23 protein-coding genes and 2 tRNA genes are annotated in these 26,828 nt (G+C 74.8%); 6 read left to right on the top strand and 19 right to left on the bottom strand.

Going from position 1 to position 26,828, the window contains the following annotated elements; genetic code table 11:
• Positions 1 to 69 precede the first annotated feature (69 nt).
• The 16 genes from BLT39_RS01040 to BLT39_RS01115 all read right to left on the bottom strand — a co-directional run bounded on the left by BLT39_RS01040 (position 70) and on the right by BLT39_RS01115 (position 18,266).
• The gene (locus tag BLT39_RS01040; RefSeq protein ID WP_131801373.1) at positions 70 to 744 is read right to left on the bottom strand and encodes a hypothetical protein; all 675 of its coding nucleotides are present in this window, start codon (positions 742 to 744) and stop codon (positions 70 to 72) included.
• Positions 741 to 3,077: a hypothetical protein gene (locus BLT39_RS01045; protein WP_091057262.1), complete on the bottom strand. Its 2,337-nt coding sequence runs from the start codon at positions 3,075 to 3,077 to the stop codon at positions 741 to 743. The genes BLT39_RS01040 and BLT39_RS01045 overlap by 4 nt, the downstream gene beginning before the upstream one ends.
• Before the next feature lie 154 nt (positions 3,078 to 3,231).
• The gene (locus BLT39_RS01050; RefSeq protein WP_091057266.1) at positions 3,232 to 4,953 is read right to left on the bottom strand and encodes a sugar transferase; all 1,722 of its coding nucleotides are present in this window, start codon (positions 4,951 to 4,953) and stop codon (positions 3,232 to 3,234) included.
• Positions 4,954 to 5,059: 106 nt separating this feature from the next.
• A complete protein-coding gene (gene pth, locus BLT39_RS01055) occupies positions 5,060 to 5,710 on the bottom strand; it encodes an aminoacyl-tRNA hydrolase (RefSeq protein ID WP_165640089.1) in 651 nt (216 codons plus the stop codon).
• Positions 5,711 to 5,718: 8 nt separating this feature from the next.
• The gene (locus BLT39_RS01060; protein ID WP_091059116.1) at positions 5,719 to 6,414 is read right to left on the bottom strand and encodes a 50S ribosomal protein L25/general stress protein Ctc; all 696 of its coding nucleotides are present in this window, start codon (positions 6,412 to 6,414) and stop codon (positions 5,719 to 5,721) included.
• Between the two features lie 134 nt (positions 6,415 to 6,548).
• Positions 6,549 to 7,529: a ribose-phosphate diphosphokinase gene (locus BLT39_RS01065; protein ID WP_091057269.1), complete on the bottom strand. Its 981-nt coding sequence runs from the start codon at positions 7,527 to 7,529 to the stop codon at positions 6,549 to 6,551.
• Complete coding sequence (gene glmU / locus BLT39_RS01070) at positions 7,526 to 9,052, bottom strand: bifunctional UDP-N-acetylglucosamine diphosphorylase/glucosamine-1-phosphate N-acetyltransferase GlmU (protein ID WP_423221472.1); 1,527 nt, start codon at positions 9,050 to 9,052, stop codon at positions 7,526 to 7,528. The genes BLT39_RS01065 and glmU overlap by 4 nt, the downstream gene beginning before the upstream one ends.
• Positions 9,021 to 9,093, bottom strand: a tRNA-Gln gene (locus BLT39_RS01075). The genes glmU and BLT39_RS01075 overlap by 32 nt, the downstream gene beginning before the upstream one ends.
• An 83-nt stretch (positions 9,094 to 9,176) precedes the next feature.
• Positions 9,177 to 10,130, bottom strand: coding sequence for a 4-(cytidine 5'-diphospho)-2-C-methyl-D-erythritol kinase (locus BLT39_RS01080; protein ID WP_091057276.1), 954 nt, complete (start codon positions 10,128 to 10,130; stop codon positions 9,177 to 9,179).
• Between the two features lie 4 nt (positions 10,131 to 10,134).
• Positions 10,135 to 11,097, bottom strand: a complete 963-nt coding sequence (rsmA, locus tag BLT39_RS01085; protein ID WP_242658065.1) for a 16S rRNA (adenine(1518)-N(6)/adenine(1519)-N(6))-dimethyltransferase RsmA — start codon at positions 11,095 to 11,097, stop codon at positions 10,135 to 10,137.
• Positions 11,009 to 12,160: a resuscitation-promoting factor gene (locus tag BLT39_RS23210; RefSeq protein WP_091057279.1), complete on the bottom strand. Its 1,152-nt coding sequence runs from the start codon at positions 12,158 to 12,160 to the stop codon at positions 11,009 to 11,011. Before BLT39_RS23210 ends, rsmA begins: the two co-directional genes overlap by 89 nt.
• A 233-nt stretch (positions 12,161 to 12,393) precedes the next feature.
• The gene (locus BLT39_RS01095) at positions 12,394 to 13,236 is read right to left on the bottom strand and encodes a hypothetical protein (protein ID WP_423221473.1); all 843 of its coding nucleotides are present in this window, start codon (positions 13,234 to 13,236) and stop codon (positions 12,394 to 12,396) included.
• 69 nt (positions 13,237 to 13,305) lie between these two features.
• Entirely contained in the window at positions 13,306 to 14,181 is an 876-nt protein-coding gene (locus tag BLT39_RS01100; protein WP_091057284.1) for a TatD family hydrolase, read from the bottom strand.
• A complete protein-coding gene (gene metG, locus BLT39_RS01105) occupies positions 14,178 to 15,974 on the bottom strand; it encodes a methionine--tRNA ligase (protein ID WP_091057288.1) in 1,797 nt (598 codons plus the stop codon). The genes BLT39_RS01100 and metG overlap by 4 nt, the downstream gene beginning before the upstream one ends.
• Positions 15,975 to 15,983: 9 nt before the next feature.
• The gene (locus BLT39_RS01110; protein ID WP_091057293.1) at positions 15,984 to 16,616 is read right to left on the bottom strand and encodes a hypothetical protein; all 633 of its coding nucleotides are present in this window, start codon (positions 16,614 to 16,616) and stop codon (positions 15,984 to 15,986) included.
• Between the two features lie 123 nt (positions 16,617 to 16,739).
• A complete protein-coding gene (locus BLT39_RS01115) occupies positions 16,740 to 18,266 on the bottom strand; it encodes an amino acid permease (protein WP_091057297.1) in 1,527 nt (508 codons plus the stop codon).
• 111 nt (positions 18,267 to 18,377) lie between these two features.
• On the opposite strand from BLT39_RS01115, the gene corA reads away from it, so the two are divergent.
• On the top strand, positions 18,378 to 19,490 hold the full coding sequence (gene corA, locus BLT39_RS01120; RefSeq protein WP_091057300.1) for a magnesium/cobalt transporter CorA: 1,113 nt from the start codon (positions 18,378 to 18,380) through the stop codon (positions 19,488 to 19,490).
• 183 nt (positions 19,491 to 19,673) lie between these two features.
• Complete coding sequence (locus BLT39_RS01125; RefSeq protein WP_091057304.1) at positions 19,674 to 20,603, top strand: endonuclease domain-containing protein; 930 nt, start codon at positions 19,674 to 19,676, stop codon at positions 20,601 to 20,603.
• Between the two features lie 98 nt (positions 20,604 to 20,701).
• On the opposite strand, the gene rsmI is transcribed toward BLT39_RS01125, so the two are convergent.
• Positions 20,702 to 21,535, bottom strand: coding sequence for a 16S rRNA (cytidine(1402)-2'-O)-methyltransferase (rsmI, locus tag BLT39_RS01130; protein WP_091057307.1), 834 nt, complete (start codon positions 21,533 to 21,535; stop codon positions 20,702 to 20,704).
• A gap of 38 nt (positions 21,536 to 21,573) precedes the next feature.
• On the opposite strand from rsmI, the gene BLT39_RS01135 reads away from it, so the two are divergent.
• The 4 genes from BLT39_RS01135 (at position 21,574) to BLT39_RS01150 (ending at position 25,782) form a co-directional block, all read left to right on the top strand.
• Entirely contained in the window at positions 21,574 to 23,100 is a 1,527-nt protein-coding gene (locus BLT39_RS01135) for a dolichyl-phosphate-mannose--protein mannosyltransferase (protein WP_091057310.1), read from the top strand.
• 48 nt (positions 23,101 to 23,148) lie between these two features.
• Positions 23,149 to 23,574: a MarR family winged helix-turn-helix transcriptional regulator gene (locus tag BLT39_RS01140; RefSeq protein ID WP_242658066.1), complete on the top strand. Its 426-nt coding sequence runs from the start codon at positions 23,149 to 23,151 to the stop codon at positions 23,572 to 23,574.
• Positions 23,575 to 23,611: 37 nt separating this feature from the next.
• Positions 23,612 to 24,922, top strand: a complete 1,311-nt coding sequence (locus tag BLT39_RS01145; protein WP_242658067.1) for an MFS transporter — start codon at positions 23,612 to 23,614, stop codon at positions 24,920 to 24,922.
• A 71-nt stretch (positions 24,923 to 24,993) separates the two neighbouring features.
• Positions 24,994 to 25,782 (top strand): enoyl-CoA hydratase/isomerase family protein, encoded by a 789-nt coding sequence (locus tag BLT39_RS01150; protein WP_091057317.1) that lies wholly within the window; start codon positions 24,994 to 24,996, stop codon positions 25,780 to 25,782.
• A 45-nt stretch (positions 25,783 to 25,827) separates the two neighbouring features.
• Here BLT39_RS01150 and BLT39_RS01155 read toward each other — a convergent pair.
• Positions 25,828 to 25,900, bottom strand: a tRNA-Ala gene (locus tag BLT39_RS01155).
• A gap of 46 nt (positions 25,901 to 25,946) precedes the next feature.
• Positions 25,947 to 26,648: a divisome protein SepX/GlpR gene (sepX, locus tag BLT39_RS01160; protein ID WP_091057319.1), complete on the bottom strand. Its 702-nt coding sequence runs from the start codon at positions 26,646 to 26,648 to the stop codon at positions 25,947 to 25,949.
• Positions 26,649 to 26,828: the final 180 nt, after the last annotated feature.

Below are 26,828 nucleotides of genomic sequence, written 5' to 3' on the forward strand. Positions count from 1 at the left end.
CGCAGGTCGCACGGGCGCGCGGGGGGCCGGTGCCCAGGTTAGTCCGCACCCGGCGGGGTGCGCCCGGGATCAGCCGGCCGCACCCCGGAAGACCAGGAAGGGCTCGCCGGGGGCGGGCTGCACCCGCACCGTGACGTCGCCGCGGGCGCCGTCGTCGACGCTGAACACGTACACGCCGGTCGCCGTCCCGCCCGCGGCCAGCCGGCCCTGCAGGGGGGCCACCGAGGGGTCGTCGACCGGTGACGCGGGGGCGAGGTCGGGCCCGGTGAGGAGCTCGACGTAGCTGCCGTCCAGCGACAGCTCGGGTCCGCCGCCGGTCAGCTCGACCGTGACCCGCAGGGCCGGGCCCGACACGTTGCCGACCCCGCTGCCGGTGGCCTGCACCGCCTCGACCGCGACCAGCCGACCCGACACCACGCCCGGCACCGTCGCCCCGGCGTCCAGGGGCACCGGGGACAGCTCGGCCGGCCGCTGGTCCGCCGCCCCGGCAGCGGTGGTCGTGGCAGCGGTGGTCGTGGCCGGGGTGGTCGGTCCCGCCGACGACGCGGCCGGTGCGCTGCTGGGCAGCACCGGACCCTGGGTGGCCGCGGTGGACGCCGCCGACGACCGCGTCGCACCCGCCGACGTGCCCGACCCGGCCGCGGCGGTGCCCGGCCGGTCCTCCCGCCCGGTCAGCACGACGGCGAGCACCACCGCGACCAGCAGCGCGGCCCCGCCGAGGGCCAGGAGGAGGCGTTGGCTCACCCGGCGGCCGGGCGGGTGCCCACCGGTCCGGCCCACAGGTCGTCGACGAGCACCTGGGTGCCGGCCGTGGCCGACCCGGACAGGTAGGCGGCCACCCCGACGGCCCCGGCCCGCTGGAGCTCGGCCTGGGTGTCGGTCGCGGTCAGCTGGGGGGCGGCCGGCGCCGTACCGCCCCGCGGCCACGCGGTCACCTGCAAGGACGTCGTCCCCGTGCCGCTGGCGTCCAGCCGGACGACCACCCCGCTCGTCGCGCCGGTCAGCGTCGTCCGGCCGAGCACGGTCTCGACCCCGGCGACCTGGCGGACCAGGGCGACCTCGACCGCGCCGGTCGTGGTGAACCGTGCACTGACCCGGTAGGCGGTGTTCCCCGACTGCCGGGCGGCCAGGTACCCGTAGGTGCCGCCGCCGGTCGCGGCGGAGGACGTCGCGAAGGACGCCTGCACGGTCACGTCGGTCGCCTGCACGGCCGCCAGCGAGGCCGATGCCGAGCGCCCGGCGGCGGGCAGCGCGAGCACGCCCCGGCTGCCGTCCACCGACGTCGTGGCGGTGGAGCCGACGGTCCAGGCACCACCGGTGTCGGCGGAGCCCCAGCCGGCGGTCGAGGTGCGGGTGAAGGAGTCCTGCGCCAGCGCCGTCGTGGTCGGGGGCGGGGGCACGGTGGTGCCACCGGTGGTGGTGATGGTGACCGGGGCGGACGTGACCGTGTTGCCGAAGGGGTCGGTCGCGCTGACCCGGTAGGTGTGCTGTCCGTCGGCCAGACCGGTGTCGGTCCAGGACGTGGTCGGCCGGTTCCACCAGGTCGAGGCGACGGACACCTGGTACGCCGGGGTGCTGCTGCCGTCGCGGTGCACCCGGTAGACCAGCGTGCCGTTGTCCTGGTCGCTCGTCGCCTGCCAGCTCACCCGGGCCGCACCGCCGAGGGGCTGGCTGGCCGTCGGGGTGGGCTGGGCGGCCGGGCCCACCCGGTTGGGTGCCGCCGAGGGGACGGCGAACCGGACCAGGCCCTGCTGGGCGGTGCCGTTGACCCGGGGGAACTCCCCGCCGTAGACCACGTACTGCGCGTTGCCGGTCACGTTCCAGCCGGCCTGGTACTGGCCGGTGACGGTGCCGCTGGCGAAGGTCGGGAACCAGGTCTGCAGCGCCGGGGCGGGCTGGCCGGTGAAGTTCCGGTTGCGCAGCGTCGCGGTGCCCACGGTGCCCACCGGCGCCTGCGAGAAGGCGAGGCCGAACTGGTTCACCCGGGGGTTCTGCTCCGGGTAGCCGCCGATGTTCCCGCAGTCGTGGGCGTGGGTGGCCACGTAGAGCGCCCCGCCCTGCGCGAAGGTGGAGTAGGTGTCGCCGTGGCAGTCGTCGACCCACACCACGCCGCCGCCGTCGGCCCGCGCGGCGAAGGCGCCCTCCAGGTTGCCCGGGCCGTAGTAGTCGTAGCCGCTGCCCCAGACCGTCGTCCCGTCGGTGGACAGGCTCCAGACCGCGGAGTTCACGCCCTGGTTGGTGATCAGCCGGTTCACCGCGAACGACCGGGTGGCGCCGGTGACCGGGTCGAGCGCGCCGACGCCGGTGGCCTTCGTGCCGTTCAGGCTGTCGAACCGGCCGGCGGCGACGACCTGGCTGCCCCCGCCGGTGACCACCAGGGCCAGGACGGCGTTGCTGGTGACCGTGCTGCCGTCGCGGTTGCCGGCCGTGGACCCCACCCCGGGCTGCGGCGCCCACGGCAGCAGCGCGCCGGTGGCGGCGTCGAGGGCGGCGAGCCGGTTGCGGCCGACGCTGCCGACGCTGGAGACCGAGCCCCCCGCGTAGACCGTGCTGGCCGTCGCGGCGAGCGCCCGGACCTGGCCGTAGACCGCCGGGGCGAAACCGGTGACGAGGGCACCGGTGGCGGTGTCGTAGGCGGCGACCCGCAGCCGGCTCTGGCCGTTGGCCACGGTGAAGTCACCGCCGACGTAGAGGCGGCTGCCGTCCGGCGAGGCGGTGACGACGAGCGCCTGGGCGTTGAGGTCGGGTGCGAAGGAGGTGATCAGCTGGCCGGTGCGGATGTCGTAGGCCAGCAGGTTGTTGCGGACCGTCTCCTGGGTGCCGGCCGCCGCCCCCGCGGGCCGGGCCCGGGTGAACTTGCCGGCCACGTAGACGGTGGTGCCGACCACGACCTGCGACCAGGCGACGCCGTTGATCTGCACGGTCGGGAGCGGGTCGGCCGACACGGTGACCGGGGTGGCGGCGGTGGCTCCCCCGGCGGGTGCGCTGTCGGCCGAGGCGGGTGGGGCGGCCAGACCCAACAGGAGCAGGGCGAGCACCAGCGGTGCCACGGACCGGCGGACGGTCGACCACGTCATCGGGCTGCTCCTCGCGTCGAGGGCCCCCCTCGGCCCTCGACGGCGGAGGCTAGGCCTGCGCGGCAGCCGTGGGGAGGCCTCCGGTGACGCGGGCCACCGTCCGCGTCACGGACGGTCGTGTCGTGACCGAGAGGCGCTCCACCGCGACGGGCGGTCAGTAGGCCCCGGACCCCGCCACCACCGCCCGGGCGGTGCGGAACAGGATCGACAGGTCCCGGCCGACCGACCAGTTGTCCACGTAGCGGACGTCGAGCTCCACGGTCTCGGCCCAGCTGAGGTCCGACCGGCCGCTGACCTGCCACAGCCCGGTGACCCCGGGCCGCACCAGGAGCCGGCGCTGCATGTCCGGCCCGTAGGTGGCCACCTCGACGGGCAGCGCAGGACGGGGCCCGACCAGCGACATCTCGCCCCGCAGCACGTTCACCAGCTGCGGCAGCTCGTCCAGCGACCAGCGGCGCAGCAGCTGACCGGTCCGGGTCACCCGCGGGTCGGTGCGCATCTTGAACAGCACCCCGTTGCCCTCGTCGACGGTCGCCAGCTCCTCGACGCGGGTGTCGGCCCCGACGGTCATGCTGCGGAACTTGAGCACGTCGAAGACCCGGCCGTGCCGGCCCACCCGCGCCTGCCGGTAGAGCACCGGGCCGCCGTCCTCCCGCTTGACCGCGACGGCGAGGGCCAGCAGCAGGGGCGAGAGCAGCGCGAGGCCGACGAACGCCGCGCCGCGGTCCAGGGCGGACTTGGCCAGCCGGCGCAGCCCCCGGTACGAGGGCTCCATGATCTGCACGACCGGGAAGCTGATGGTGGGCCGGACCTCGAGGCGGTCGACCGCCACCTCGACCAGACCCGGCGCCAGCAGCACCTCGATGTTGGTGCCCTCCAGCCGCCAGGCCAGCTGGCGCAGGTAGGAGGCACCGCCCTCGCTGGCCGCGGCCACCATCACGGCGTCGGCGCGGGCCTGGTCGAGCACGGCCGGCACGTGGTCCAGACCGCCGAGCACGGGGACGTCGATGCGGGCCAGCCCGCCGGCGGCCCCGGGGTCGGGCACGCAGGCGCCGACGACGGTCCACCCGGAGGTGGCGTCGCGGCGCAGCCGGTCGGCGATGTCGACCAGCGCACCCTCGCGGCCCACCAGGACCACGCGCTTGCCCATCAGCCCACGCCGCCGCCGTCCGTGCATCCGGGCCCGGGCGACCCGACGGCCCAGGACGGTGAGCCCGGCGCCGACGACCACGGCGAGCACGACGTCCGTCGTCCCCCAGGACCACGGGCCGGTGAGCGACTCGGCCACCGCGAGCGCGGCGACCAGCCCGGTGGCGGCGACCAGCACCCGCCGGTACTCCTGCGTGCCGGCGCCGAAGTACGCCTCGCGGTAGGCACCGGCGAGCTGCAGCGCCACCGACCACCCCAGGGCCGAGACCAGCAGGGGCACCGGGCCCGGCTGCAGGTCGGCGGCCAGCAGGACGGCGACGACGAGGGCGAGGCCGTCCAGCAGCACCAGGCCGCCGAGGTAGGCCGACAGCCACTCCGGGGTCCGGCGGCGGCGCGCCGACAGCGGGTCGTACATCGGGAGGTCGGACAGCGTGCCGCGGGTGACGTCCCCCGCGCGCCGGCGGGGCAGCTCCCGGGCGCCGGCGGTGGGCACGCCCGACGGCGTGGCCGGCACCGCGGGTCGCCCGCGGACCGGGCGGACGGAGTCGACGCCGAGGGCCCCGTCGGCGAGCAGTCCCTGCGCGGCGGCCTCGGCGGCCTCGGCGGCGGCCTCGGCCAGCTCGGCGGCGTGCGCCTCGCGGGCGCGCCGCACCACGTCGTCGACGGGCCGGGCCGGCTGCGCGCTGCCGTCGGGCTGCTCGGGCCCCTGCAGCTCAGGTGCGGACACGGTGCGTCCCGGGGCGGGGTCGGCAGCGGTTCACCTGTCGACCGTCGGCCGTTGCGCCGCCGGGGTCAACGCGGGACGGGCCCGCCTCACCCGGGAGGGGGACGCCTCAGGACCGCGGGTGGACGACGTTCTGCGCGGCCTCGAGGCCCTTCTCCAGCAGCAGCTCGGCGGCGTCGGCGGCCTCGCCCACGAGCAGGTCGAGGGTCTTGCGCTCGGTGGCCGAGAAGTCCTTGAGCACGAAGTCGGCGGGGTCCTGGCGGCCCGGCGGCCGACCGATGCCGACGCGGACGCGGAGGTAGTCGCGGGTGCCGGTGGACCGGGAGATGGAGCGCAGACCGTTGTGCCCGCCCTCGCCACCGCCCCGCTTGAGCCGGACCACGTCGAAGTCCAGGTCGAGCTCGTCGTGCACGACGACCAGGCAGGTGGGGTCGATGGAGTGGTAGTCCAGCAGGCCCTTCACCGGGCCGCCGGACTCGTTCATGTAGGTGCTCGGCTGGGCGAGGACCACCCGGCGCCCGGCCAGCCGGCCGTCGCCCGACGCCGACCGGGCCCGCGGGCCCTTGCCCGGGGAGAGCTTGACGCCGGCGCGGGCGGCCAGCTCGGCCAGCACCATCGCGCCGACGTTGTGCCGGTTGCCGGCGTAGCCGGGGCCGGGGTTGCCCAGCCCGACGACCAGGAAGGGCCCGGCGGGGGGCTCCGGGGACGCCGCAGGGGCGCCGGCGGTGCCGGCGCCCCTGCGGGTCGTGCTCTCGGTCAACGGACCGCTCAGTCGTCCGACGAGTTCTCGGCGGCGTCCATCGACTCGCCGCTGCCCTGGTCGGAGGGCTCGGGCACGACGTCGCCGTCCTCGTCGGACTCGTCGCGCTCGATGCCCGCAGCGGCCTCGGCCTCGGCCAGCTCGGCCTCGAGCGCCTCGGCGGTCGGGGCCGCGAGGAAGCCGATGACCTGGGCCTCGGGGTCGGTGAGCAGGCTGGCGCCCTCGGGCAGCTGCAGGTCGGCGGCGCTGATGCCCTCGCCGGCCGCGCGGCCCTCGACGTCGACCTCGATCGTCTCGGGGATCGAGGTGGCGGGCACCTCGATGGAGACGGTGTTGAGCTCGAAGTTGGTGATGGTCTCGGGGGCCACGTCGCCGGTGACGGTGACGGGGACGTCGACGGTGACCTTCTCGCCGCGGCGGACGATGAGCAGGTCGACGTGCTCGTGGACCCGGGTCAGCGGGTCGCGCTGCACGGCCTTGGTCAGCGCGAGCTGCTCCTTGCCGTCCAGGACGACGGTCAGCAGCACGTTGGTGCCGCCGTTGCGCAGCGCCGCGGCGAACTCGCGGGCCGGCAGGGACAGGTGGACGACGTCCTGGCCGTGCCCGTAGAGGACGGCGGGGATCCGGCCGGCGCGCCGGGTGCGGCGGGCGCTGCCCTTGCCGAACTCGGTGCGGGTCTCGGCCTCGAGACGGAAATCAGCCACGGTGGTGTGCTCCTCGCAGATCAGCTGGTGGGTGCCGGCGCACGACGGGCGGCACACCTGCTGGAGGCACACGCACGTCGATCACGGAGCGGACGCTCCCTCGCCGGGCAACAGCCGCACACCCTACCCCAGCGTCAGGAGGCGCCGTCGAAGAGGCTGGTCACCGAACCGTCCTCGAAGACCTCCTTGATCGCCCGGGCGAGCAGCGGGGCGATGGAGAGCACGGTGAGCTTGTCGAACTGCCGCTCCGGGGGGACCGGCAGGGTGTTGGTGATCAGCACCTCGGCGGCCCGGCTGTTCTTCAGCCGGTCGACCGCCGGCCCGGACAGCACGCCGTGCGTGGCGGCGATGACGACGTCGGCGGCGCCCTCGTTGAAGAGGGTCTCGGCGGCCTTGGTGATCGTGCCGCCGGTGTCGATCATGTCGTCGACCAGGATGCAGACCCGGCCCTTGACCTCGCCGACCACGCGGTTGGCGACGACCTCGTTGGGCCGGGTGACGTCGCGGGTCTTGTGGATGAAGGCCAGCGGGGTGCCGCCGAGCTTGTCCGACCAGCGCTCGGAGACCCGGACCCGGCCCGAGTCCGGCGAGACGACGGTCAGGTCGCGGTCACCCCACTTGCGCTTGACCTCCTCGATGAGCAGGTCCATCGCGAACAGGTGGTCGACCGGCCCGTCGAAGAAGCCCTGCACCTGCGCGGTGTGCAGGTCCACCGACATGAGCCGGTCGGCACCCGCGGTCTTGAACAGGTCGGCCACCAGCCGGGCGGAGATGGGCTCGCGGCCGCGGTGCTTCTTGTCCTGGCGGGCGTAGGGGAAGAACGGGGCGACGACGGTGATCCGCTTGGCCGAGGCGCGCTTGGCGGCGTCGACCATGAGCAGCGACTCCATCAGCCAGGTGTTCACCGGCGAGGTGTGGCTCTGCACGATGAAGGCGTCCGAGCCGCGGACGGACTCCTCGAACCGTACGTAGAGCTCGCCGTTGGCGAACTCGTAGCTCGAGGTGGGCGTGGGTGCGACACCGAGGTGACCGCCGATCTCGTCGGCGAGCTCCGGGAAGGCCCGGCCGCTGAACAGCATCAGGCTCTTGGTCGGCGTCTGCGTGATCGCGCTCATGACTCGGTCCCCTGGGCGTCGTCGGAGGTCCTGCGGGTGGCCGCCTCGGCTGCCGCGGCCGCCGCCGTCCCCGGCCGACGTCGGCCCACCCACCCTGCCACATTCCGCTGGGTGGCCCGGGCCACACCCATGGCCCCCGGGGGGACGTCGGAGGTGATCACCGACCCGGCCGCGGTGTAGGCGCCGTCCCCGACGGTGACCGGCGCGACGAACATGTTGTCGGCGCCGGTGCGGGCGTGCGAGCCGATCGTGGTGCGGTGCTTGGCGACGCCGTCGTAGTTGACGAAGACCGTGGCCGCCCCGATGTTGGTGCCCTCGCCGATGGTGGCGTCGCCGACGTAGGACAGGTGCGGGATCTTCGACCCCTCCCCGACCTCGGCGTTCTTGGTCTCCACGAAGGTGCCGACCTTGGCCCCGCGCGCCAGCCGGGTGCCCGGCCGCAGGTAGGCGAAGGGGCCGACGGACACCTCGGGGCCGACGACGGCGAGCTCGGCGTGCGTGCGCACCACTCGCGCGCCCTCCCCCACCTCGGTGTCGGTCAGCGTGCTGTCCGGCCCGACCTCGGCGCCGGCGGCCACCACGGTGGCGCCCAGCAGCTGCACGCCCGGGTGCAGCACGGCATCCTGGCCGACCTCCACGGTGACGTCGACCCAGGTGGTCGCCGGGTCGACGACGGTCACGCCGGACCGCATGAGGTCGTCGAGCACCCGGTCGTTGAGCGTGCGCCGCCGGGCGGCGAGCTCGCGACGGTCGTTGCAGCCCAGGGTGTCCTCGGCGTCGGCGGCCCGGTGCCCGCCGACCTGCGCGCCGTCGCCGACCAGCAGCCCGAGGACGTCGGTCAGGTACTGCTCGCCCTGGTCGTTGGCCGCGCCGACCCGGGCCAGCGCCGCCCGCACCGCGGCGGCGTCGCCGAGGTAGACCCCGGCGTTGACCTCGGTGATGGTCCGCTGCTCGGGGGTCGCGTCGCGCTCCTCGACGATGGCGGTGACCCGGCCCCCGCCGTCGCGGACGATGCGGCCCAGCCCGGTGGGGTCGGGCACGGCCGCGGTGAGCACCGTGAGCACGTCGCCGGCACCGAGGTGCGCGTCGACCAGCGCCTGGACGGTGCTGGCCCGCAGCAGCGGGGCGTCGCCGTTGACGATGAGCACCGGGCCGGCCAGGTCGGTGAGGGTGTCCAGGGCCAGCGCCGCGGCGTGGCCCGAGCCGTTCTGCTGCTCCTGCACCACCGTGCGGGCGTGCGGGGCGATGCCGGCCAGGTGCGCCTCGACCTGGTCGCGGCCGGAGCCGACGACCACCACGGTGGCCGCCGCACCCAGCGGCTGCGCCGCGGCCAGCACGTGGCCGAGCATGCTGCGCCCGCCCAGGGGGTGCAGCACCTTCGGCGTGCGGGACCGCATGCGCGTCCCCTGTCCGGCCGCCAGCACGACGACGGCGCTGACGGGCTGAGCGGGCTGTGCCAACGGATCTCCCCTGGACGACTCGGCGGACCAGCTGGGGGACTCGGACTCGAACCGAGACTGCACGGCTCCAAAGGCCGGCGGGCTGCCGATTACCCCATCCCCCACGACCCCGGGCACGCCCGGGGACCGCCCGAGCCTAGGGCGCGGTGGGGTGCGGGGCGACCACGACCCGGGACCGCCCGGGGGGTCAGCCGGCCAGCCGGGCGCCCGGCACGGGGCCGTGGACGGCGTGCACCGCCCGGAACGCCCCGCCGGCCGCGAGCGCCGCGGCCGCCGCCTGCGCGGCGTCGGCGTCGGGCAGCAGCCCGGCCACCGTCGGCCCGGACCCGCTGACCAGCACGCCCAGGCAGCCGGCGGCGGTCATCTCCCCCAGGGCCCGCCGCAGCTCCGGCCGCAGGTGCACCGCCGGGGCCTGCAGGTCGTTGGCCAGCACCCCCGCCAGCTCGGCCGCGTCCCCGCCGCGCAGCGCGGTGAGCACGTCGTCGGCCGGCCCGGCGACCGACGCCGGCGGCAGGTCCCCGGTGTCGCGGAGCCGGTCGAGCTCGCGGTAGACCGTCGGCGTCGCCAGGCCGTCACCGGCGATGCCCAGCACCCAGTCGGTGCGGTGCCGCGACAGCACCGGCGACAGCTGCTCCCCGCGGCCGGTGCCCAGCGCCGTCCCGCCGACCAGGCTGAACGGGACGTCGCTGCCCAGCCGCGCGGCCAGGCCGGCCAGGTCACCGCGGGTGCAGTGCGTGCCCCACAGCGCGTCGAGGGCCACCAGGGCGGCGGCGGCGTCGGCGGACCCGCCGGCGAGCCCGGCGGCGGCCGGGATCGACTTGTCGACGTGCAGTGCGGCGTCGGCGGGGACGCCCGCGTGCCGGGCCAGCAGCTCGGCGGCCTGCCAGACCAGGTTGCGGGAGTCGGTCGGCACCGACCCGTCGGCGCCCTCGCCGGTGACGGTGACCGACAGGCCGTCGTCGGGCCAGACCGTGACGGAGTCCAGCAGCGACACCGCGAGGTAGACGGTGGTCAGCTCGTGGAAGCCGTCGGCGCGCAGCGGGCCGACCCCGAGGTGGACGTTGACCTTCGCGGGGGCGTGCGCGGTGACCGACCCGTCCCCGTGGATCCGCCCGGGGCCTCCGGCGGTCGAGTGCGGCATGGCCTCAGCCTGCCGCGACCGGGTCGGTGGCGGCGAGACGGGCGAAGTCGGCGACGCCGAGCCGCTCGCCGCGCCAGGTCGGGTCGATGCCGGCCGCCCGCAGCCGGGTCTCCGCAGCGGCCGGGCTGCCGGCCCAGCCGGCGAGGGCGGCGCGCAGCCCCTTGCGGCGGGTGGCGAAGGCGGCGTCGACGGCGGCGAAGGTCGCGGTCCGGTCGCCGGGTGGCGGCTCGCGGCGGGTGAGGCGGACCAGACCGGAGTCGACGTTGGGCACGGGCCAGAAGACCGGCCGGCCCACGGCGCCGGCACGGCGCACGTCGGCGTACCAGGCGGCCTTGACGCTCGGGACGCCGTACGCGTCGCTGCCGGGGGCCGCGGCCAGGCGCTCGGCGACCTCGAGCTGGACGAGGACCAGTGCGGTGCGCAGCGTCGGGAAGGTCTCCAGGAAGTGCAGCAGCACCGGGACGGAGATGTTGTACGGCAGGTTGGCGACCAGCGCGGTCGGCGGCGGGCCGGGCAGCTCGGTCACCCGCATCGCGTCGGCGGTGACGACGGTGAGCCCCTGCGCCAGCTGCGGCACCCGCTCGGCCACCGTGCGCGGGAGCTGGTCGGCCAGCCGGGGGTCGACCTCGACGGCGACGACCCGCTCGGCGGCCGGCAGCAGGCCCAGCGTGAGGGAGCCCAGGCCCGGGCCGATCTCGCAGACCACGTCGTCCGGGCTCAGCTCCGCGGTGCGCACGATCCGGCGGATGGTGTTCGCGTCGTGCAGGAAGTTCTGCCCGAGCTGCTTGGTGGGGCGCAGGTCGAGCTGCTGGGCCAGCCGGCGGATCTCCGCGGGGCCCAGCAGCCCGTCGCCTGCGTCGGCGGCGGTGCTCAGCGGGTCAGCTGAGCAGGCGCGAGCCGCACGACGGCCACGGCGAGGTGCCGCGGGCGGCGTAGGTCCGCTCGCCGACGGCGATCTGCTGCTCACGGGTGGCCAGGTCGGGGCGGGAGGCGAACTCCGCGCCGCCGTAGGCGTTCCACGTCGAGACGTTGTACTGCAGACCGCCGTAGTAGCCGTTGCCGGTGTTGATCGCCCAGTTGCCGCCGGCCTCGCAGCGGGCCAGGGCGTCCCAGTTCAGGCCGCTGGTCGACGCCGGGGCCGACGCACCGGTGTTGCCGCCGCCGGACGAGGACGAGGAGGACGACGCGGCCGGCGCGGGCCGGGGCGCAGTGCCGACGGCGACCTGCTCGTCGACGGGGGCCTGGTCGACGGTGACGCCGGTCTGCACGCGGGAGGTCTCCACGCCGTCGGTGGTGGTGACGGTGAAGGTGACCGTCTGCGAGCCCTCGACGCCCTCGGTGGTGACGTCGCGGGTGCCCTCGGTGCGGTTGGGGTCCTGGGTCTCGACCGTCTGGTAGTCGATCGGCTGCTGCTCGGTGACCTCGGTGACCTGCACCCGCCAGACCTGCAGCACCATGCGGTCCATCAGGGGGGTGGTCGGGTACAGGCTCATCCGGTCGGTGGGCGAGAGGGTGAGGCCCTGCTCGGCGAGCAGGTCGCCGGCGGTGCCGGCGGTGGTGACGACGTCGCGGGTGGCGCCGTCGGCGACCAGGGTCACCGTCTTCGGGGTGGTCACCTGCAGCGCCATGCCGTCCAGCGGCACGCGCTGGCTGCGGGAGGCCGACAGCACCAGGCCGTCGCCGCGGTAGCCGAGCTGGTCCAGCGCCTCGTCGACCGACAGCGCGGTCGTGGTCACCGTGGTGGTCACGCCGTCGACGGTCAGCTCCAGCGGGCGGGCCCGGTTGAGCACGACGGTGTCGCCGTCGTCGACCTGGCTGTCGGCCCCGGGCAGCAGCACGTCGTCCGGTGCGACGGCGACGTCCTCGTCGGCCAGCACCTCGCCGGCGGTGTCGGCGTAGGTGGAGACCTCGCGCGACTCGCCGTCGATGGTGAGGGTCACCGACTTCTGGGCCAGGACGTAGGCGGCGGAGCCGCCCACGAGGCCCACGAGGACGAGGGCGAAGAGGGAGAGCTTGAGCGTTCGGTGCACGGCACATCCACGGGTCACGGGGGCCCGGGCAGGAGGATCAGACCCCTGCCCCGACGGGTCGGTCACGACACGATAACGAACGAGGTGCTCGCAGCTGGGCTGCTGACGCCATCGAAACAGGTCGACGAGTCGACAGCGAGTAGCCACGCCGACACCACACGTCACGCATTCCCCGCTGACCTGCAGAGACCGTCGCGCTCCGCGATGTGACCAGCGTCACGGTGTGAACTGGCTCAGCCCGCCAACGCGGGGGCCGAGTGCCGGACCGGGCGCAGCCAGCTGACCAGGAACCAGGCCACCGCCAGCCCCGCCGTCACGGCCGAGAACCCCCCGGCGACGAGGGCGACCGGCAGCAGGTCCACCCCGTCGGTCACCCGGTCGCCCAGGTCGACCCCGGCGACCAGCAGCAGCGCGCCCAGCGGCAGCAGCGCCACCGTGCTGGCGGCGGCGACCACGAGGTGCGCGGTCCAGGTGCGCAGGGCCTCGTCGACGGGGACGTCGGACCCCTCCGCGGCGAGCGGGCGCACCACCAGCCGGAGCAGTGCCGCCTCGGCCAGCACCCACGCCAGGGCCGGTGCCGCCAGCGCGGCCACGGCGACCCCGTCGCGCAGGGACCCGGCGTGCCACAGCGCACCGGCGGCCACCAGCTCGCCCACCACCGCCCCGCGCATCGTCCACAGCAGCACCGGCGAGATCTGCTCGCCCCGGCGCGGCCGCCGGCCACCCGCCGCCCACCGCGGTCGCGGCCGGGTCGCCTCGGCCAGCAGGACGCCGATGAGCAGGCCGGTCACCAGCGCCGGCAGCCACAGGAACACGGAGGCCTCGGCGAAGAACGCCACGCTCACGCCGACGAGCACCAGGCCGAGCAGGAAGCCCAGCTGCCGCACCCGCCGGCCGTGCCGCGCCTGGCGGGCGAGCACCGCGGCCCCCGCCTCGGACGGCGGCACCAGCTCCACCGAGCCCCCGGCCACCAGCCGGCGGTCGGCCGCCCGCGACCACGCCCGGGCCAGCAGGCCCGAGGGCACCATCACGGCGATGAACAGCACGACGGCGATGAGGCGACCCACGGTGTTCATTGTGGTCCTTCCGACCACACCGCGGCCACGTGCGGTTCCTGCGCCGGTCGGCGCCCCGCGGGCGGCGGCTCAGTCCTGCCAGGGGCCGAAGACGCGCTCGGCGGTCGCGGTCAGGGTGTCGCACAGCTGCGCGAGGTCGGTGCCGGTCACCTCGGCCAGCGCCCGGACCGTGTGCGGCACGAGCCTGGACGCGTTGGGCCGACCGCGGTGCGGGACGGGGGTCAGGAAGGGGCTGTCGGTCTCGACCAGCAGCTGGTCGACCGGGGCGATCGCCGCGGCCTCGCGCAGGTAGCCGGCGTTCCCGAAGGTCAGCGTGCCGGCGAAGGACAGCACCGCCCCCCGGTCCAGGCACTGCCTTGCGAACGCGGCGTCGCCGGAGAAGCAGTGGAACACCGTGTGCTCGGGCAGGCCCTCGTCGTCGAGCACCCGCAGGATCTCCGCGTGCGCGTCCCGGTCGTGGATGACCAGCGCGATGCCGTGCCGCTTGGCGATCCCGATGTGCGCCCGGAAGGACTCCTCCTGGGCGTCCCAGCCCTCGGGGCCGGTGCGGAACCGGTCCAGGCCGGTCTCCCCCACCGCGCGGACCCGCGGCTGCGCCGCCAGCCGGTCGATCTCGGCCAACGCCTCGGGGGTGGCCGCGCCGGAGCCGGCCTCGTTGGGGTGCAGCGCGACCGCGGCCAGCACCGACGGGTGCCGCGCCGCCAGCTCGGCCGACCACCGCGAGCTGACGACGTCGACGCCCACCTGCACCAGCCGCGGGACGCCGACGGCGGCCGCCGCGGCGATCTCGGCATCCACCTCGGCGTCGGTGGGCGTGCGGCCCTCCCCGCCGACGGCGATGTCGAAGTGGGTGTGGCTGTCCAGCGCCGGGGCGGGCAACGGCTCCGGCGACGGCGGCGGCGGCTCGCCCCGCTTGTTCGCCCGCGAGGACGCCGACCGGCTCACGGCTGACCCTCGGTGAACCGGGTCAGCTCCTCCTCCACGATCGACTCGTCGAGCTTGGTGAAGACCGGCTTGGGGGCCTGCAGCGGCGTCCCGGGTGTGATCGGGACCGACGCCCAGACCGCCTGCCCGGTCCCGTAGTCGCCGGTGATCACGGGGTAGGGCCGGCCGTCGTCGAGGTCGGTGACCTCCTCGATGCGCGGTGCGACCGACCAGGTGCCCTCCCCGCCGAGCAGCTCGTGCACCTGCTGCGCGGCGTGCGGCAGGAACGGCGACAGCAGGCCGTTGCAGTCCTTGATCGCCTGCAGCGCGGTGAACAGCACCGAGTCCCGGCGTGCCGGGTCCTCCTTGAGCTTCCACGGCGCCTGGTCCGACAGGTACTTGTTCGCCTCGCCGACCACCCGCATGGCCTCGTTGACCGCGGCCTTCTGCCGGTTGCGGCCCAGCAGCTCCCCGACCGTGCCGAACGCCCCGGACGTCGTCGCCAGCAGGTCGCGGTCGGCGTCGGTGAGGTCCCCGGGCTGCGGCACCGCACCCACGTTCTTGGCCGCCATCGAGATCGACCGGTTGACCAGGTTGCCCCAGCCGGCCACGAGCTCGTCGTTGTTGCGGCGGCGGAACTCCGACCAGGTGAAGTCGGTGTCCTGGTTCTCCGGCCCGGCCACGGCGATGAAGTAGCGCAGCGCGTCGGCGTCGTAGCGCTCCAGGAAGTCGCGCACGTAGATGACCACCCGGCGCGAGGAGGAGAACTTCTTGCCCTCCATGGTCAGGAACTCGCTGGAGACGACCTCGGTGGGCAGGTTGAGCGCGCCGTAGGAGCCGGGGGTGCCGCCCTTGTCGCCCGCGCCGTTGTAGCCCAGCAGCTGCGCGGGCCAGATCTCGGCGTGGAAGACGATGTTGTCCTTGCCCATGAAGTAGTAGGCGTCGGCGTCCGGGCTCTGCCACCACTGCCGCCACGCCTCCGGGTCACCCGACCGGCGGGCCCACTCGATGGACGCCGACAGGTAGCCCACCACCGCGTCGAACCAGACGTAGATGCGCTTGTCGTCCCGGTCCTGCCAGTCGGGCAGCGGGATGCGGATGCCCCAGTCGATGTCGCGGGTGTAGCTGCGCGGCTTGAGGTCCTCGAGCAGGTTGACGCTGAAGTTCAGGACGTTGGGCCGCCAGCTCCGCCGCGTGCCCAGCCAGTCCCCCAGCGCCTTGGCGAAGGCGGGCAGGTCGAGGAACCAGTGCTCGCTCTCCACGAACTTCGGCGTCTCGCCGTTGATCTTGGAGACCGGGTTGACCAGGTCGACCGGGTCGAGCTGGTTGCCGCAGTTGTCGCACTGGTCGCCGCGGGCGCCGTCGTAGCCGCAGATCGGGCAGGTGCCCTCGATGTAGCGGTCGGGCAGCGTGCGCCCGGTGGAGGGGCTGATGGCGCCGAGGGTGGTCTGCGGGAACACGTAGCCGTTCTTGAGCAGGCCCAGGAAGATCTCCTGGCTCACCGCGGCGTGGTTGGCCGTCGTCGTCCGGGTGAACAGGTCGTAGCTCAGACCCAGGCCGGTCAGGTCACCCACGATGATGCGGTTGTTCCGGTCGGCGATCTCCTGCGGGGAGACGCCCTCGGCGTCGGCGGCCACGGTGATCGGGGTGCCGTGCTCGTCGGTGCCGCTGACCATGAGCACCTTGTTGCCGGCCATCCGCTGGTACCGGCTGAAGACGTCGGAGGGCACCCCGAAGCCCGAGACGTGGCCGATGTGCCGGGGGCCGTTGGCGTAGGGCCAGGCGACCGCGGTCAGGATGTGCCGATCACTCACGGCACGAGACTAGTGAGCGCTGTCGACCGCGTTCGTGGGTGCGGTGCCGGTCGGGGCCGGGTGGCCGGTCACCGCGACCGCGGTCAGCACGGCGGCGATGACGAGCAGCGTGGCGGCCCGGGCCCGGCGGTGGGTCACCGGCGGGCGCGGGGCGCGGACCGGGCGCCGGGTGGTCGCCGTCCAGGCACCGGCCGACGGCGTCGTGCCCAGCAGCAGCTTGCCCAGGGGGACGACGGCCGCGGTGACCGCCACGGCGGACAGCGCGACGACGTGGCCGGCGAGCTCCACCCGGTGCACCCCGCCGCTGGCCCCGCCCACGGCGAGCACGGCCAGCACGACGAGCTCCCCGACGGAGACGGCCACGAGCAGCCGGTGGCCGGCGCCGTCGACCAGGGTGGCCCCGCCGGCGGCCACCAGCACGACCCAGGCGGCCAGCCCCAGCAGGGTGCCGGCCACCAGCGCACCGGGCGGGCGCAGCCCGTCCCCCCACAGCGCGTCCAGCGAGGTCAGGCCGAGCGCGAGCAGGGCCAGTGCCTCGGCCACGCACAGCGCACCGGTGCCCAGCACGGCGGCCGGCGGGCGCACCCGCGCGGCGGTCGGGGTGCGCGGCACCCGGGGCAGCGCGACGACGGTGCTGGACACTGGGACTCCCTGGACGGCGACGGTCGGTCACCGATTGAGGTCGTCCCGCCGCGCGGGTGCCCGGAGACGACGACGGGGCCGGCTCACCCGTCCGGGTGAACCGGCCCCGTCGGCCGGGGTGTGTCAGCTGGTGCGGCGCCGGCCCGCCGTGCCGTCGCCGGTCTCCACGCTGTGGTCGTGGTCGCCGCCCTTGGCCAGCCGGCTGTGCTTGCGGCCGTAGGCGAAGTACACGATGACCCCCAGCAGCATCCAGATCGCGAACCGGATCCAGGTGTCGGTCGGCAGGTTGAGCATCAGGTAGAAGCTCGCCAGGGCGGCCACGACCGGCAGCACGGGCATCAGCGGCACCCGGAACGCCCGCGGCAGCTCGGGCCGGGTGCGCCGCAGCACGATGACGCCGACGCTGACCAGCACGAAGGCGAACAGCGTGCCGATGTTGACCAGCTCGGCCAGGGTGCCCAGCGGGATCAGCCCGGCCATCACCGCGACCACCACGCCGGTGATGAGGGTGATCCGGTACGGGGTGCCGTAGGTGGGGTGCACCTTGGCCAGCCCCGGGGGCAGCAGGTGGTCCCGGCTCATCGCGAACAGCACGCGCGACTGGCCCAGCAGCAGGATCATCACCACGCTGGTCAGACCGGCGAGCGCGCCCACCGAGATGATCCCGGAGAAGAACGGCAGGCCCACGCTGGAGAACGCCCCGGCCAGCGGTGCGGACGCGTTGAGCTCGGTGTAGTTCTGCATGCCGACGACCACGAGGCTGACCAGCACGTAGAGGATCGTGCAGACCGCCAGCGAGCCGAAGATGCCGCGCGGCAGGTCCTTGGCCGGGTCCTTGGTCTCCTCGGCCGCCGTGGCGACGATGTCGAACCCGATGAAGGCGAAGAACACGATCGCCGCGCCCGCGATGACGCCCTCGACCCCGAAGCTGGCCGGGGCGAAGCCGGTGAGCAGCTGGATGAACGGCTGGGTCAGGCCCGAGCCGCCGTCCTCGGCGGGCTGGGTCGGCGGGATGAACGGGCTGAAGTTCGCGGCCTTGACGTAGAAGACGCCGACCACGATGACCAGCAGGACGATGACGACCTTGATCGCCACGATGATCGAGGTGATCCGCGAGGACAGCTTGATGCCGAGGATGAGGACGCCGGTCATCACCAGGGCGATGAACATCGCCGGGATGTTGAAGCGGGCCGTCTCCCCGGCGATCACCTCGGGGAGGCCGATGCCGATGTCGCTCAGCAGCTGGTTGAGGTAGCCCGACCAGCCCACGCTCACAGTGGCCGCGCCCAGGGCCAGCTCCAGCACGAGGTCCCAGCCGATGATCCAGGCGATGAGCTCGCCGAAGGTCGCGTAGGAGAACGTGTAGGCCGACCCGGCCACCGGGACGGTGGAGGCGAACTCGGCGTAGCAGAGGGCGGCCAGCCCGCAGACGATGCCGGCGATGACGAAGGAGATGGCCACCGCCGGGCCGGCGGTGGTCTGCGCGACCTCGCCGGTGAGCACGAAGATGCCGGTCCCGATGATGACCCCGACGCCGAAGACGGTGAGGTCCAGGCCCGACAGGTTCTTCTTGAGCTGGTGCTCCGGCTCCTCGGTGTCGGCGATGGAGTCCTCGACGCTCTTGACGCGCCGGCCGTTCGCGACGGTCATCTGCGTACCCCCTGCCCGAAGGTTGTTGATCACACCTGGTGTGCGGAGCGTGCCACCATCGGCAGCTGTCCGCATGCTTGCGGTCGCGCTCGACCGCAGCGGAGGAGACACATGACCAGCACCGGACCCGACGCCCCCGCGCGCACGGGCGCGCCCGCCCCGCAGCCGCGCACCCGCCGGACCCCGGGGCCGGCCGGTTCCCCGCTGCACCCGGCCCCCCAGCGGCCCGAGGGTGCGCCCGTGGTCGGCTGCGGCGTGTACGTCGACGGCCACCGCGTCCCGGGCGTCGGACCCGACGACGCGCTGCGCACCGCCCGCGAGCGCGGCGGCTTCGTCTGGCTGGGGCTGCACGAGCCCACCGAGGAGGAGATCGAGGCCGTCGCCACCGAGTACGGCCTGCACCCCCTCGCCGTCGAGGACGCCGTCTACGCCCACCAGCGGCCCAAGCTCGACCGCTACGAGGACGGGGTGTTCGTCGTCCTCAAGACCGCGGCCTACGTCGAGCACGCCGAGCTGACCGCGACCAGCGACGTCGTCGACACCGGCGAGGTGATGGTCTTCCTCGGCGACCACTTCGTGATCACCGTGCGGCACGGCTCCCACGGCGGGCTCGCCGAGCTGCGGCACCGCCTGGAGCAGCAGCCCGACCTGCTCTGCCTGGGCCCGTCGGCGGTGCTCTACGCCGTGGCCGACCTGGTGGTCGACCACTACGTGGAGGTCGCGCAGGCGATGGAGGAGGACGTCGACGAGCTCGAGGCCTCGGTGTTCTCCGCCGAGCGCACCGACGACTCGCAGCGGCTCTACCAGCTCAAGCGCGAGCTGATGCAGCTGCGCCGCGCGGTCACCCCGCTGGACCTGCCGATGCAGGCGCTCACCGACCGGCAGGCCGAGATCGTGCCCAAGGAGATGCGCTCCTACTTCCGCGACGTGCAGGACCACGTCTTCCGGGTGCGCGACCAGATCGCCGCCCTCGACGAGCTGCTCGGGTCGATCCTGCAGGCGTCGCTGGCCCGCACGTCGCTGTCGGACAACGAGGACATGCGCAAGATCTCCGCGTGGGCGGGCATCATCGCCGTCCCCACCGCGATCGCGGGCATCTACGGGATGAACTTCCAGTACATGCCGGAGCTGAGCTGGCACTACGGCTACCCGCTGGTGCTGCTGGTGATGGCGGTGGCCTGCGGCCTGCTCTGGCGCGCCTTCAAGCGCAGCGGCTGGCTGTAACCGGCCCCCCGCCGCGCGCGCCACACCTGTCCGCCCACCTGGGGTATCGGAAGCTCTACCCCGTCCCACGGCCGGATCGGCCTGGGTGGAGCTTCCGATACCCGCGGCCTGTGGACACCGACCGCTGTCCACAGATGTGCGCGGGACCCCCCACCAGCGCGCGCCGCACCCCACGCTGCGCGCGTGACCGACGAGGACTGGCCCGCCCGCATCGATCGCCTCCTGCGGCAGCAGCACGGCCTGGCCACCCGCCAGGAACTCCTGCGCGTGGCACCGGTGGGGGTCATCGACGGCTACGTCGCGAGTGGCCGTCTGCGCCGCGTGTTCCCGCACGTCTACACGGCGCGGGGGAACCCGGCCGTCGGTGACCGCCGGTTGCGGGCAGCTCTCGTGTGCGCCGGCGGCCTGGCCCTGCTGAGCCACACGACGGCGCTGGCCGTCCACGGGGTCCGCGAGCACGCCGGGCCGGTGCACGTAACCATCGACGAGACCCGACGGCGGGCCGGCACCCGTGACCTCGTCGTCCACCGGCGGCTCGACCTCGCAGCCGCCGACCACGCTGCCGTGCGCGGCCTACCGGTGACCACCCTCGCGGACAGCCTGGTCGACGCCTGGCCGCTGCTCCCCCGCACCGGACGACGCCCGACCCTCATCGACGCGGTCCGTGACCACCGCCTGGACGCCGAGACGCTGCACCGGGCGACGACGCGGCGCCCGAACATCGGCGGGCACCGCGACCTGGTCCTCGCCGTCGACCTGGTCGCGGACGGGGTGCGCAGCGAGCTCGAGGCGCTCGGTGTCCTCCGCGTGTTCCGGCACCGGTCGCTCCCGAGGAGCAGGGGCCAGGTGCCCGTGCGGTGCCCGGACGGCATCACGCGCCACCTCGACCGGGCGTGGGAGGAGGCCATGCTCGCGGTGGAGCTGGACGGGGCGGCCTTCCACTCCTCCGCCCAGCAGCGGGCCGACGACCTCGCCCGCGATGCGCTCCTGGCGTCCATGGGCTGGTTGGTCCTCCGCTTCACCTACGCCGAGGTGCTGCGCGACCCCGACGGTGTGCGAGCGAAGGTGCTGGCCGTGTACCGGATGCGCATGGCGCAGCTGCGGTCCGCCTGAGACATCGGAAGCTCTACCCACCCGCCGGGCCCACCGCGCTGGGGTAGAGCTTCCGATACCTGGTGCACGGGGGCGTCCGCGGCGGCGCGCCGGGGCGGTCAGGGGGTCTTGGCGGCGACGACGGCGTCGAAGACGACGCGCTTGGGCAGGCCGGTGCGGGCGACGACGGCCCGGATGGCGTCCTTGCGGGTCTCCCCCGCCGCCTCCTCGCGGGCCACCTCGGCGGCGATCTCCTCCTGCGTCAGGTCGGCCGGCCCGGCGGGGGCGCCGGCGACCACGAGGGTGATCTCGCCGCGCACGCCGTCCGCGGCCCAGGCGGCCAGCGACCCCAGCGTGCCGCGGACCACCTCCTCGTGCGTCTTGGTCAGCTCCCGGCAGACGACGGCGTCCCGGTCGTCGCCGAGGACGGCGGCGGCGTCGGCGAGGGCGTCGGCGAGCCGGTGCGGGGACTCGAAGAACACCATCGTGCGCGGCTCGGCGGCCAGGGCGGCGAATGCGGTGCGGCGGCCCTTGCGGGGCACGAACCCCTCGAAGCAGAACCGGTCGCAGGGCAGGCCCGACACGGCCAGCGCGGTGGTGACCGCCGAGGGCCCGGGCACCGACGTCACCTCGACACCGGCCTCGACGGCGGCGCGGACGAGGGTGTAGCCGGGGTCGGAGACCGAGGGCATGCCGGCGTCGGTGAGCAGCAGCACGGTCTGCCCGGCCTGCATCGCGGCCACCAGCCCGGGCAGCCGGGACACCTCCACCGTCTCGTGGAAGGTCACCACCCGGCCGGTGAAGGTGACCTCGAGGTCCTGGGCGAGCCGGTGCAGCCGACGGGTGTCCTCGCAGGCGAGCACGTCGGCGGACGCCATCGCCGCCCGCAGCCGGGGCCCGACGTCGCCGGGCTGCCCGAGGGGCGCGCCACCGAGCACCAGCCGTCCCGTCACGGCACGAGACTGCCAGACCTTCCGCATACCCTTCCGACGTGGCGGTGCTGGCTCCGGAGCGGACGGACGACGAGGCCACGCCCGCGGTGCACCCCCGCCGCCGGCCCCGGCGCCCCGCCCGGCAGGTCACCCCGCCCCTGCCCACCGACCGGGTGCTGTCGTGGGTGCTCACCGCGGTGCTCGGCGCGGCCACGTTCCTCAGCCGGCTGTGGGACCTCAGCTACCCCGGCGACCTGCTCTTCGACGAGGCCTACTACCCGCCCGAGGCGAACGAGGTCCTCGAGTGGGGCTACGAGTACAACCGCGGCTACACCTTCATCGTCCACCCGCCGCTGGGCAAGCTGCTCATCGCCGGCGGGATCAAGCTGTTCGGCTACGACAGCTTCGGGTGGCGCTTCCCGAGCCTGGTGGCGGGCACGGTCGCGGTCGTCGTCCTGGTCCGGCTGGCCCGGCGGCTGACCGGGTCGACGCTGCTGGGCCTGGTGGCCGGCCTGCTCATGGCGCTGGACGGCTTCGCGTTCACCATCGGGCGGATCGGTCTGCTCGACGTGTTCCTGCAGGCCTTCGTGGTCAGCGCGGTGGCCTGCCTGGTCGTCGACCGCGACCGGGTGCGCGCCCGGGTCCGGGCAGCCGGTGCCCTCACCGGCGGGTTCGCGCTCGGGCCGCGCGGGTGGCGGATCGCCGCGGGCATCCTGTTCGGCTGCGCGGCCGGGGTGAAGTGGTCCGGGGTCTACTTCCTGGCCTTCTTCGCCGTGCTGTCGCTGTTCTGGGACCGGGCCGCCTGGCGCGAGGCCGGGGTGGCCTCCCCCACCCGGACGACGCTGCGCCGCGGCCTGCCGGGGGCGGTGTGGGCGCTGGCGGTCCTGCCCGTGCTGACCTACCTGGCCACCTTCACCGGCTGGTTCCTCGGCGAGAACCCGCAGGGCCGGCACTGGGCCGACCAGAACCCCGACACCGCGTTCCCGTGGGTGCCCGGCGCCCTGCGGTCGCTGTGGCACATGCACGGCGAGTGGCTGGCTTTCCACAACGGGCTGTCCACCCCGCACCCGTGGGAGTCCGGCCCCTGGTCGTGGCTGGTCGACGGCCGGCCGATCCTGCTGTGGAACCCGCAGGGCCTCACCGACGCCGACGGCGGCCAGGTCATCCGCTACATCCTGATGGTCGGCACGCCCACGCTCTGGCTGGTGTTCGCCCCGGCCATGCTGTGGCTGCTCTGGCGCATCGCGGCCCGGCGCGACCCGGCGGCGATCACCGTGGCCGTGGCCATCGCGGCCGGCTGGCTGACCTGGTTCGTGAACCTCGACCGGACGATGTTCATCTTCTACATGGCGCCGGTGCTGCCCTTCTTCGTGCTGGCGGTGACCCTCGCCCTGCAGGACGTGCTGGGCCGACCCACCGCCGACGGCCCGGTCACCCCGTTCCGCCGCCAGCTCGGCCTGGGTGCGGTGAGCCTGTACCTGGCGGTGGTGGCGCTGACGTTCGCGTTCTTCTACCCGGTGCTCACGGGGCAGCCGCTGTCCTACGCCGAGTGGGTGCAGCGGATGTGGTTCCCCTCCTGGTTCTGAGGCGGGCGCCACGTTGTGGGATAGATAGTTGAGTAGTACAACGGACTGGTGGACGAACACCGGACCGAGCTGGCTGCGCGCCTGGACGACGTCGTCGTCGGCCTGCGCCAGCTGACCAGCACCCGCGCGGAGCTGAGCCTGACCGCCGCGGCCACCTTGTCGACGCTGCAGCGCTCGGGCCCCGCGCGGCTCACCGAGCTGGCCGCGGCCGAGGGCGTCAGCCAGCCCTCGATGACCGCGCTCATCGCCCGGATGGCCGGGCAGGGCCTCGTGCAGCGGTCGGCCGACCCCAGCGACGGCCGGGCCGTCGTCCTCAGCCTGACCGACGCCGGCGCGGACCTGCTGGCCCGCCGCCGGTCCGAGCGGGCCGCCCGGCTGGCCGGTCCCCTCGGCGACCTCGACGAGGACGAGGTCGACCGGATCGCCGCCGCCCTGCCCGCGCTGGCCCGGCTGGCCGGCGTCCTGCAGCACTGACCCGAACCCTGCACGACCCCGACACGGAGGTGACCTGGTGAGCGCACACGGCGCGACCAGTGAGAAGACCAGCATGTTCGCCCAGCCGAAGGCCGTCTACGCGGTGGCCTTCGCCTGCGTCGTCAGCTTCATGGGCATCGGTCTGGTCGACCCGATCCTGCCCGCGCTGTCCAGCCAGCTCGACGCCTCGCCCAGCCAGGTGACGCTGCTGTTCACCAGCTACCTGGTGGTCACCGCGGTCGCGATGCTCGGCACCAACTGGGTGTCCAGCCGGATCGGGGCGAAGAAGACCCTGATCACCGGGCTGGCCATCATCGTGGTGTTCGCCGCCCTCGCCGGCCTGTCGGACTCCGTCGGCGGCATCGTCGGCTTCCGCGCCGGCTGGGGCCTGGGCAACGCCCTGTTCATCGCGACCTCGCTGGCGGTCATCGTGGCCAGCGCCTCGGGCGGGTTCGCCGGCGCGATCGTGCTCTACGAGGCCGCCCTGGGCCTGGGCATCGCGGCCGGCCCGCTGGTCGGCGGCCTGCTGGGCTCGGTCAGCTGGCGGGGCCCGTTCTTCGGCGTCTCCGCGCTGATGGCCATCGCCCTGGTCGCCACCGTCGTGCTGCTGGACCCGACCCCCACGCCGGCCCGCCCCACGCCGCTGTCCGCCCCGCTCAAGGCCCTGCGCCACCGCGGTCTGCTGACCATGGCGATCACCGCCCTGCTCTACAACTGGGGCTTCTTCACCATGCTGGGCTACGCGCCCTTCCCGATGGAGCTCTCGGCGATCCAGCTCGGCTTCGTGTTCTTCGGCTGGGGCCTGCTGGTGGCGCTGTTCTCCGTCGCCGGCGCCCCGCGCCTGCAGGCCCGCTTCGGCACCGCCCGCAGCCTCTACGGCGCACTGACCTTCTTCGCCGTCCTGCTGCTGCTCATCGCGCTGTTCACCGACACCCGCTGGGTGCTCATCGCCAGCGTGGTGGCCGCCGGCATCCCGATCGGCATCAACAACACCCTGACCACGCAGGCGGTCATGCTGGTGAGCCCGGTCGAGCGGCCGGTCGCCTCCGCCGCCTACGGCTTCGTCCGCTTCCTCGGCGGCGGGCTCGCCCCGTTCGTGGCCGGCAAGCTGGTGGACGCCTTCGACATCCACGTGCCGTTCTTCGTCGGCGCCGCCACGGTGCTCGCCGCGGTCGCGGTGCTGTCCACCGGGCACCGGATGCTGGCCCGGGCCGACGCCGGCCTGGACGAGGACGGCCACCCGGTCGGTGCGGCCGACGAGGTCGCCGGCGAGGTGGCCGACGAGTTCGGCGGCGCCCCCGCCGCGATCGACGGCGAGGTCGAGGCGGAGCTGACGCACCGCCGCTGACCCCGCCGACGACGCCCGGGTCCCGGCACGGACCCGGGGCGTCGTCGTGCCCGGGGTCCTACCGTGCGGGCATGGACGCAGCGCAGCGACGCATCAGCACCGACGTGGACGGCGACGTCTGGCGGGTGGTCCTGGACCGCCCGGACGCCGGCAACGCCATCGACCTGGCCCTCGCCGACGCCCTGGTCGACGCCCTCGAGCAGCGGCCGGCGCGGACCCGCACGGTGCTGCTGCTGGGCAACGGGCCGCGGTTCTGCGTGGGCGGCGACGTGGCGGGCATGGCCGCGGCGCCGGACCGGGCGGCCTTCATCGGCGCCCTCGCGAACCGCTGGCACGACGCCGTCCGGGCCGTCATCACCTGCCCCGTCCCGGTGGTCGCCGGGGTGCAGGGCGCGGTGGCGGGCGCCGGCATCGGGCTGGTCGGCGCCTGCGACCTGGTGGTCTGCGCCCGGTCGACGAAGATCCGGCCCGCCTACGGCGCCATCGGCCTGTCCCCGGACGGCGGGACCTCCTGGGCGCTGGCCCGCACCCTCGGCGCGCCGCGGGCGCTGGACCTCATGCTGACCAACGGCACGCTCAGCGCCGCCGACGCGCACGCCGCGGGCCTGGTGGCCCGGCTGGCCGACGACGACCGGCTCACCGACGAGGCCACCGCCCTGGCGCACCTCGTGGCGGCCGGACCGGTGCGGGCCATGGTGCGCACCCGCGGCCTGGTGCGCCGCGCGGCCACCACCACGCTGGACGCCCAGCTGGACGAGGAGGCCCGGCTGATCGTGGCGTCCGCGGCCGACGCGGAGTCCGCCGAGGGCATCGCCGCGTTCGCCGGCAAGCGGGCCGCCGACTTCGGCGGGACCCGGTAGAACGCAGCAGGCCGGGCCCGAGGGCCCGGCCTGCTGCGTGCGGGGTGGAGCTGAGGGGATTCGAACCCCTGGCCTTCTCATTGCGAACGAGACGCGCTACCAACTGCGCCACAGCCCCTTGCGCACGACAGCCTACCGCGTGGTGCGGCGGCTGCCGCGCAGGGTCAGCCGGTGGCCGCCCGGGGGGCGTAGACGTCGATGTCGGCGAAGCCGATGTCCTCGTCGTCCAGCCCGACGACCGCGCTGTGCTGCCAGCCGGCCGTCGCCGGGGCGCCGGTCGAGGCCGCGACGACCCGGCCCGGGCGCAGCGGGTGCACCGGCGCCAGCGGCAGGCTCGGCACCGGCGCGGAGGCCGCGGCGACGACCCGGCGGGGGGCCGGGACGGCGGGCCGCTGCGCCGCCGGGCGCTGGGCCGGCCGGGGAGCCGGACGCGCGGTGCGGGCGGCGCGGGCCTGGCGGCGGGCGGCGGTCCGCCGCTCCCGCTGGGCGGCGGCCCGGGTCACCATCAGGTAGCCGACGACGGCGAGGTCGAGCAGCACCTGGGGGGCCCACAGCCACGAGCGGTAGGTCAGCGCGCCGACCAGCGCCAGCACCGCCAGCGCGGCCAGGCCGGCCAGCGTGCGGCGGCGGACGGCGTGGACGTCGACGACCAGCTCACCGGTGCGGTAGAGCTGCTCCCGGTCGATCGCCACCCGTTCGGTGTCGGCGTGCACGACGGGGTCGACGACCCGTCGCCGGCGCAGCGTGCGCCCCGTGTCGACGGCGCCCGCCCGGGCCGGTGCCGCGTCGCCCCGGGTGACCACCATGGGCACCAGCACGACGAACCACAGCACGACCAGAGCGGCCAGCAGAACACCCGATCCCATCGCGAACCACCCCGCATCCGTCCTTGGCACCCGCGTGCGCGACGCCGATCCCTGGCGTCACACGAGTCACACGGGTCACTCGAGTCAGCACGTTAGGGCGCGCCGTCCCCACTTCGGGGGAGGCGCACCGGGACACGTCCGTGTCGTGTCGCGACGGGACGGCGTGTCGCGCGCCCGGCG

This window comes from Klenkia brasiliensis (assembly GCF_900100695.1).
Classification (GTDB): Bacteria; Actinomycetota; Actinomycetes; order Mycobacteriales; family Geodermatophilaceae; genus Klenkia; species Klenkia brasiliensis.

What these genes read in the sequence shown, in the direction of transcription:
- sepX (WP_091057319.1), bottom strand. Translation starts at nt 26,648, where the DNA reads ATGGGATCGGGTGTTCTGCTGGCCGCTCTGGTCGTGCTGTGGTTCGTC.
- BLT39_RS01115 (WP_091057297.1), bottom strand. Translation starts at nt 18,266, where the DNA reads ATGACCGTCGCGAACGGCCGGCGCGTCAAGAGCGTCGAGGACTCCATC.
- BLT39_RS01045 (WP_091057262.1), bottom strand. Translation starts at nt 3,077, where the DNA reads ATGACGTGGTCGACCGTCCGCCGGTCCGTGGCACCGCTGGTGCTCGCC.
- corA (WP_091057300.1), top strand. Translation starts at nt 18,378, where the DNA reads ATGACCAGCACCGGACCCGACGCCCCCGCGCGCACGGGCGCGCCCGCC.
- BLT39_RS01150 (WP_091057317.1), top strand. Translation starts at nt 24,994, where the DNA reads ATGGACGCAGCGCAGCGACGCATCAGCACCGACGTGGACGGCGACGTC.
- BLT39_RS01095 (WP_423221473.1), bottom strand. Translation starts at nt 13,236, where the DNA reads ATGAACACCGTGGGTCGCCTCATCGCCGTCGTGCTGTTCATCGCCGTG.
- BLT39_RS01065 (WP_091057269.1), bottom strand. Translation starts at nt 7,529, where the DNA reads ATGAGCGCGATCACGCAGACGCCGACCAAGAGCCTGATGCTGTTCAGC.
- BLT39_RS01080 (WP_091057276.1), bottom strand. Translation starts at nt 10,130, where the DNA reads ATGCCGCACTCGACCGCCGGAGGCCCCGGGCGGATCCACGGGGACGGG.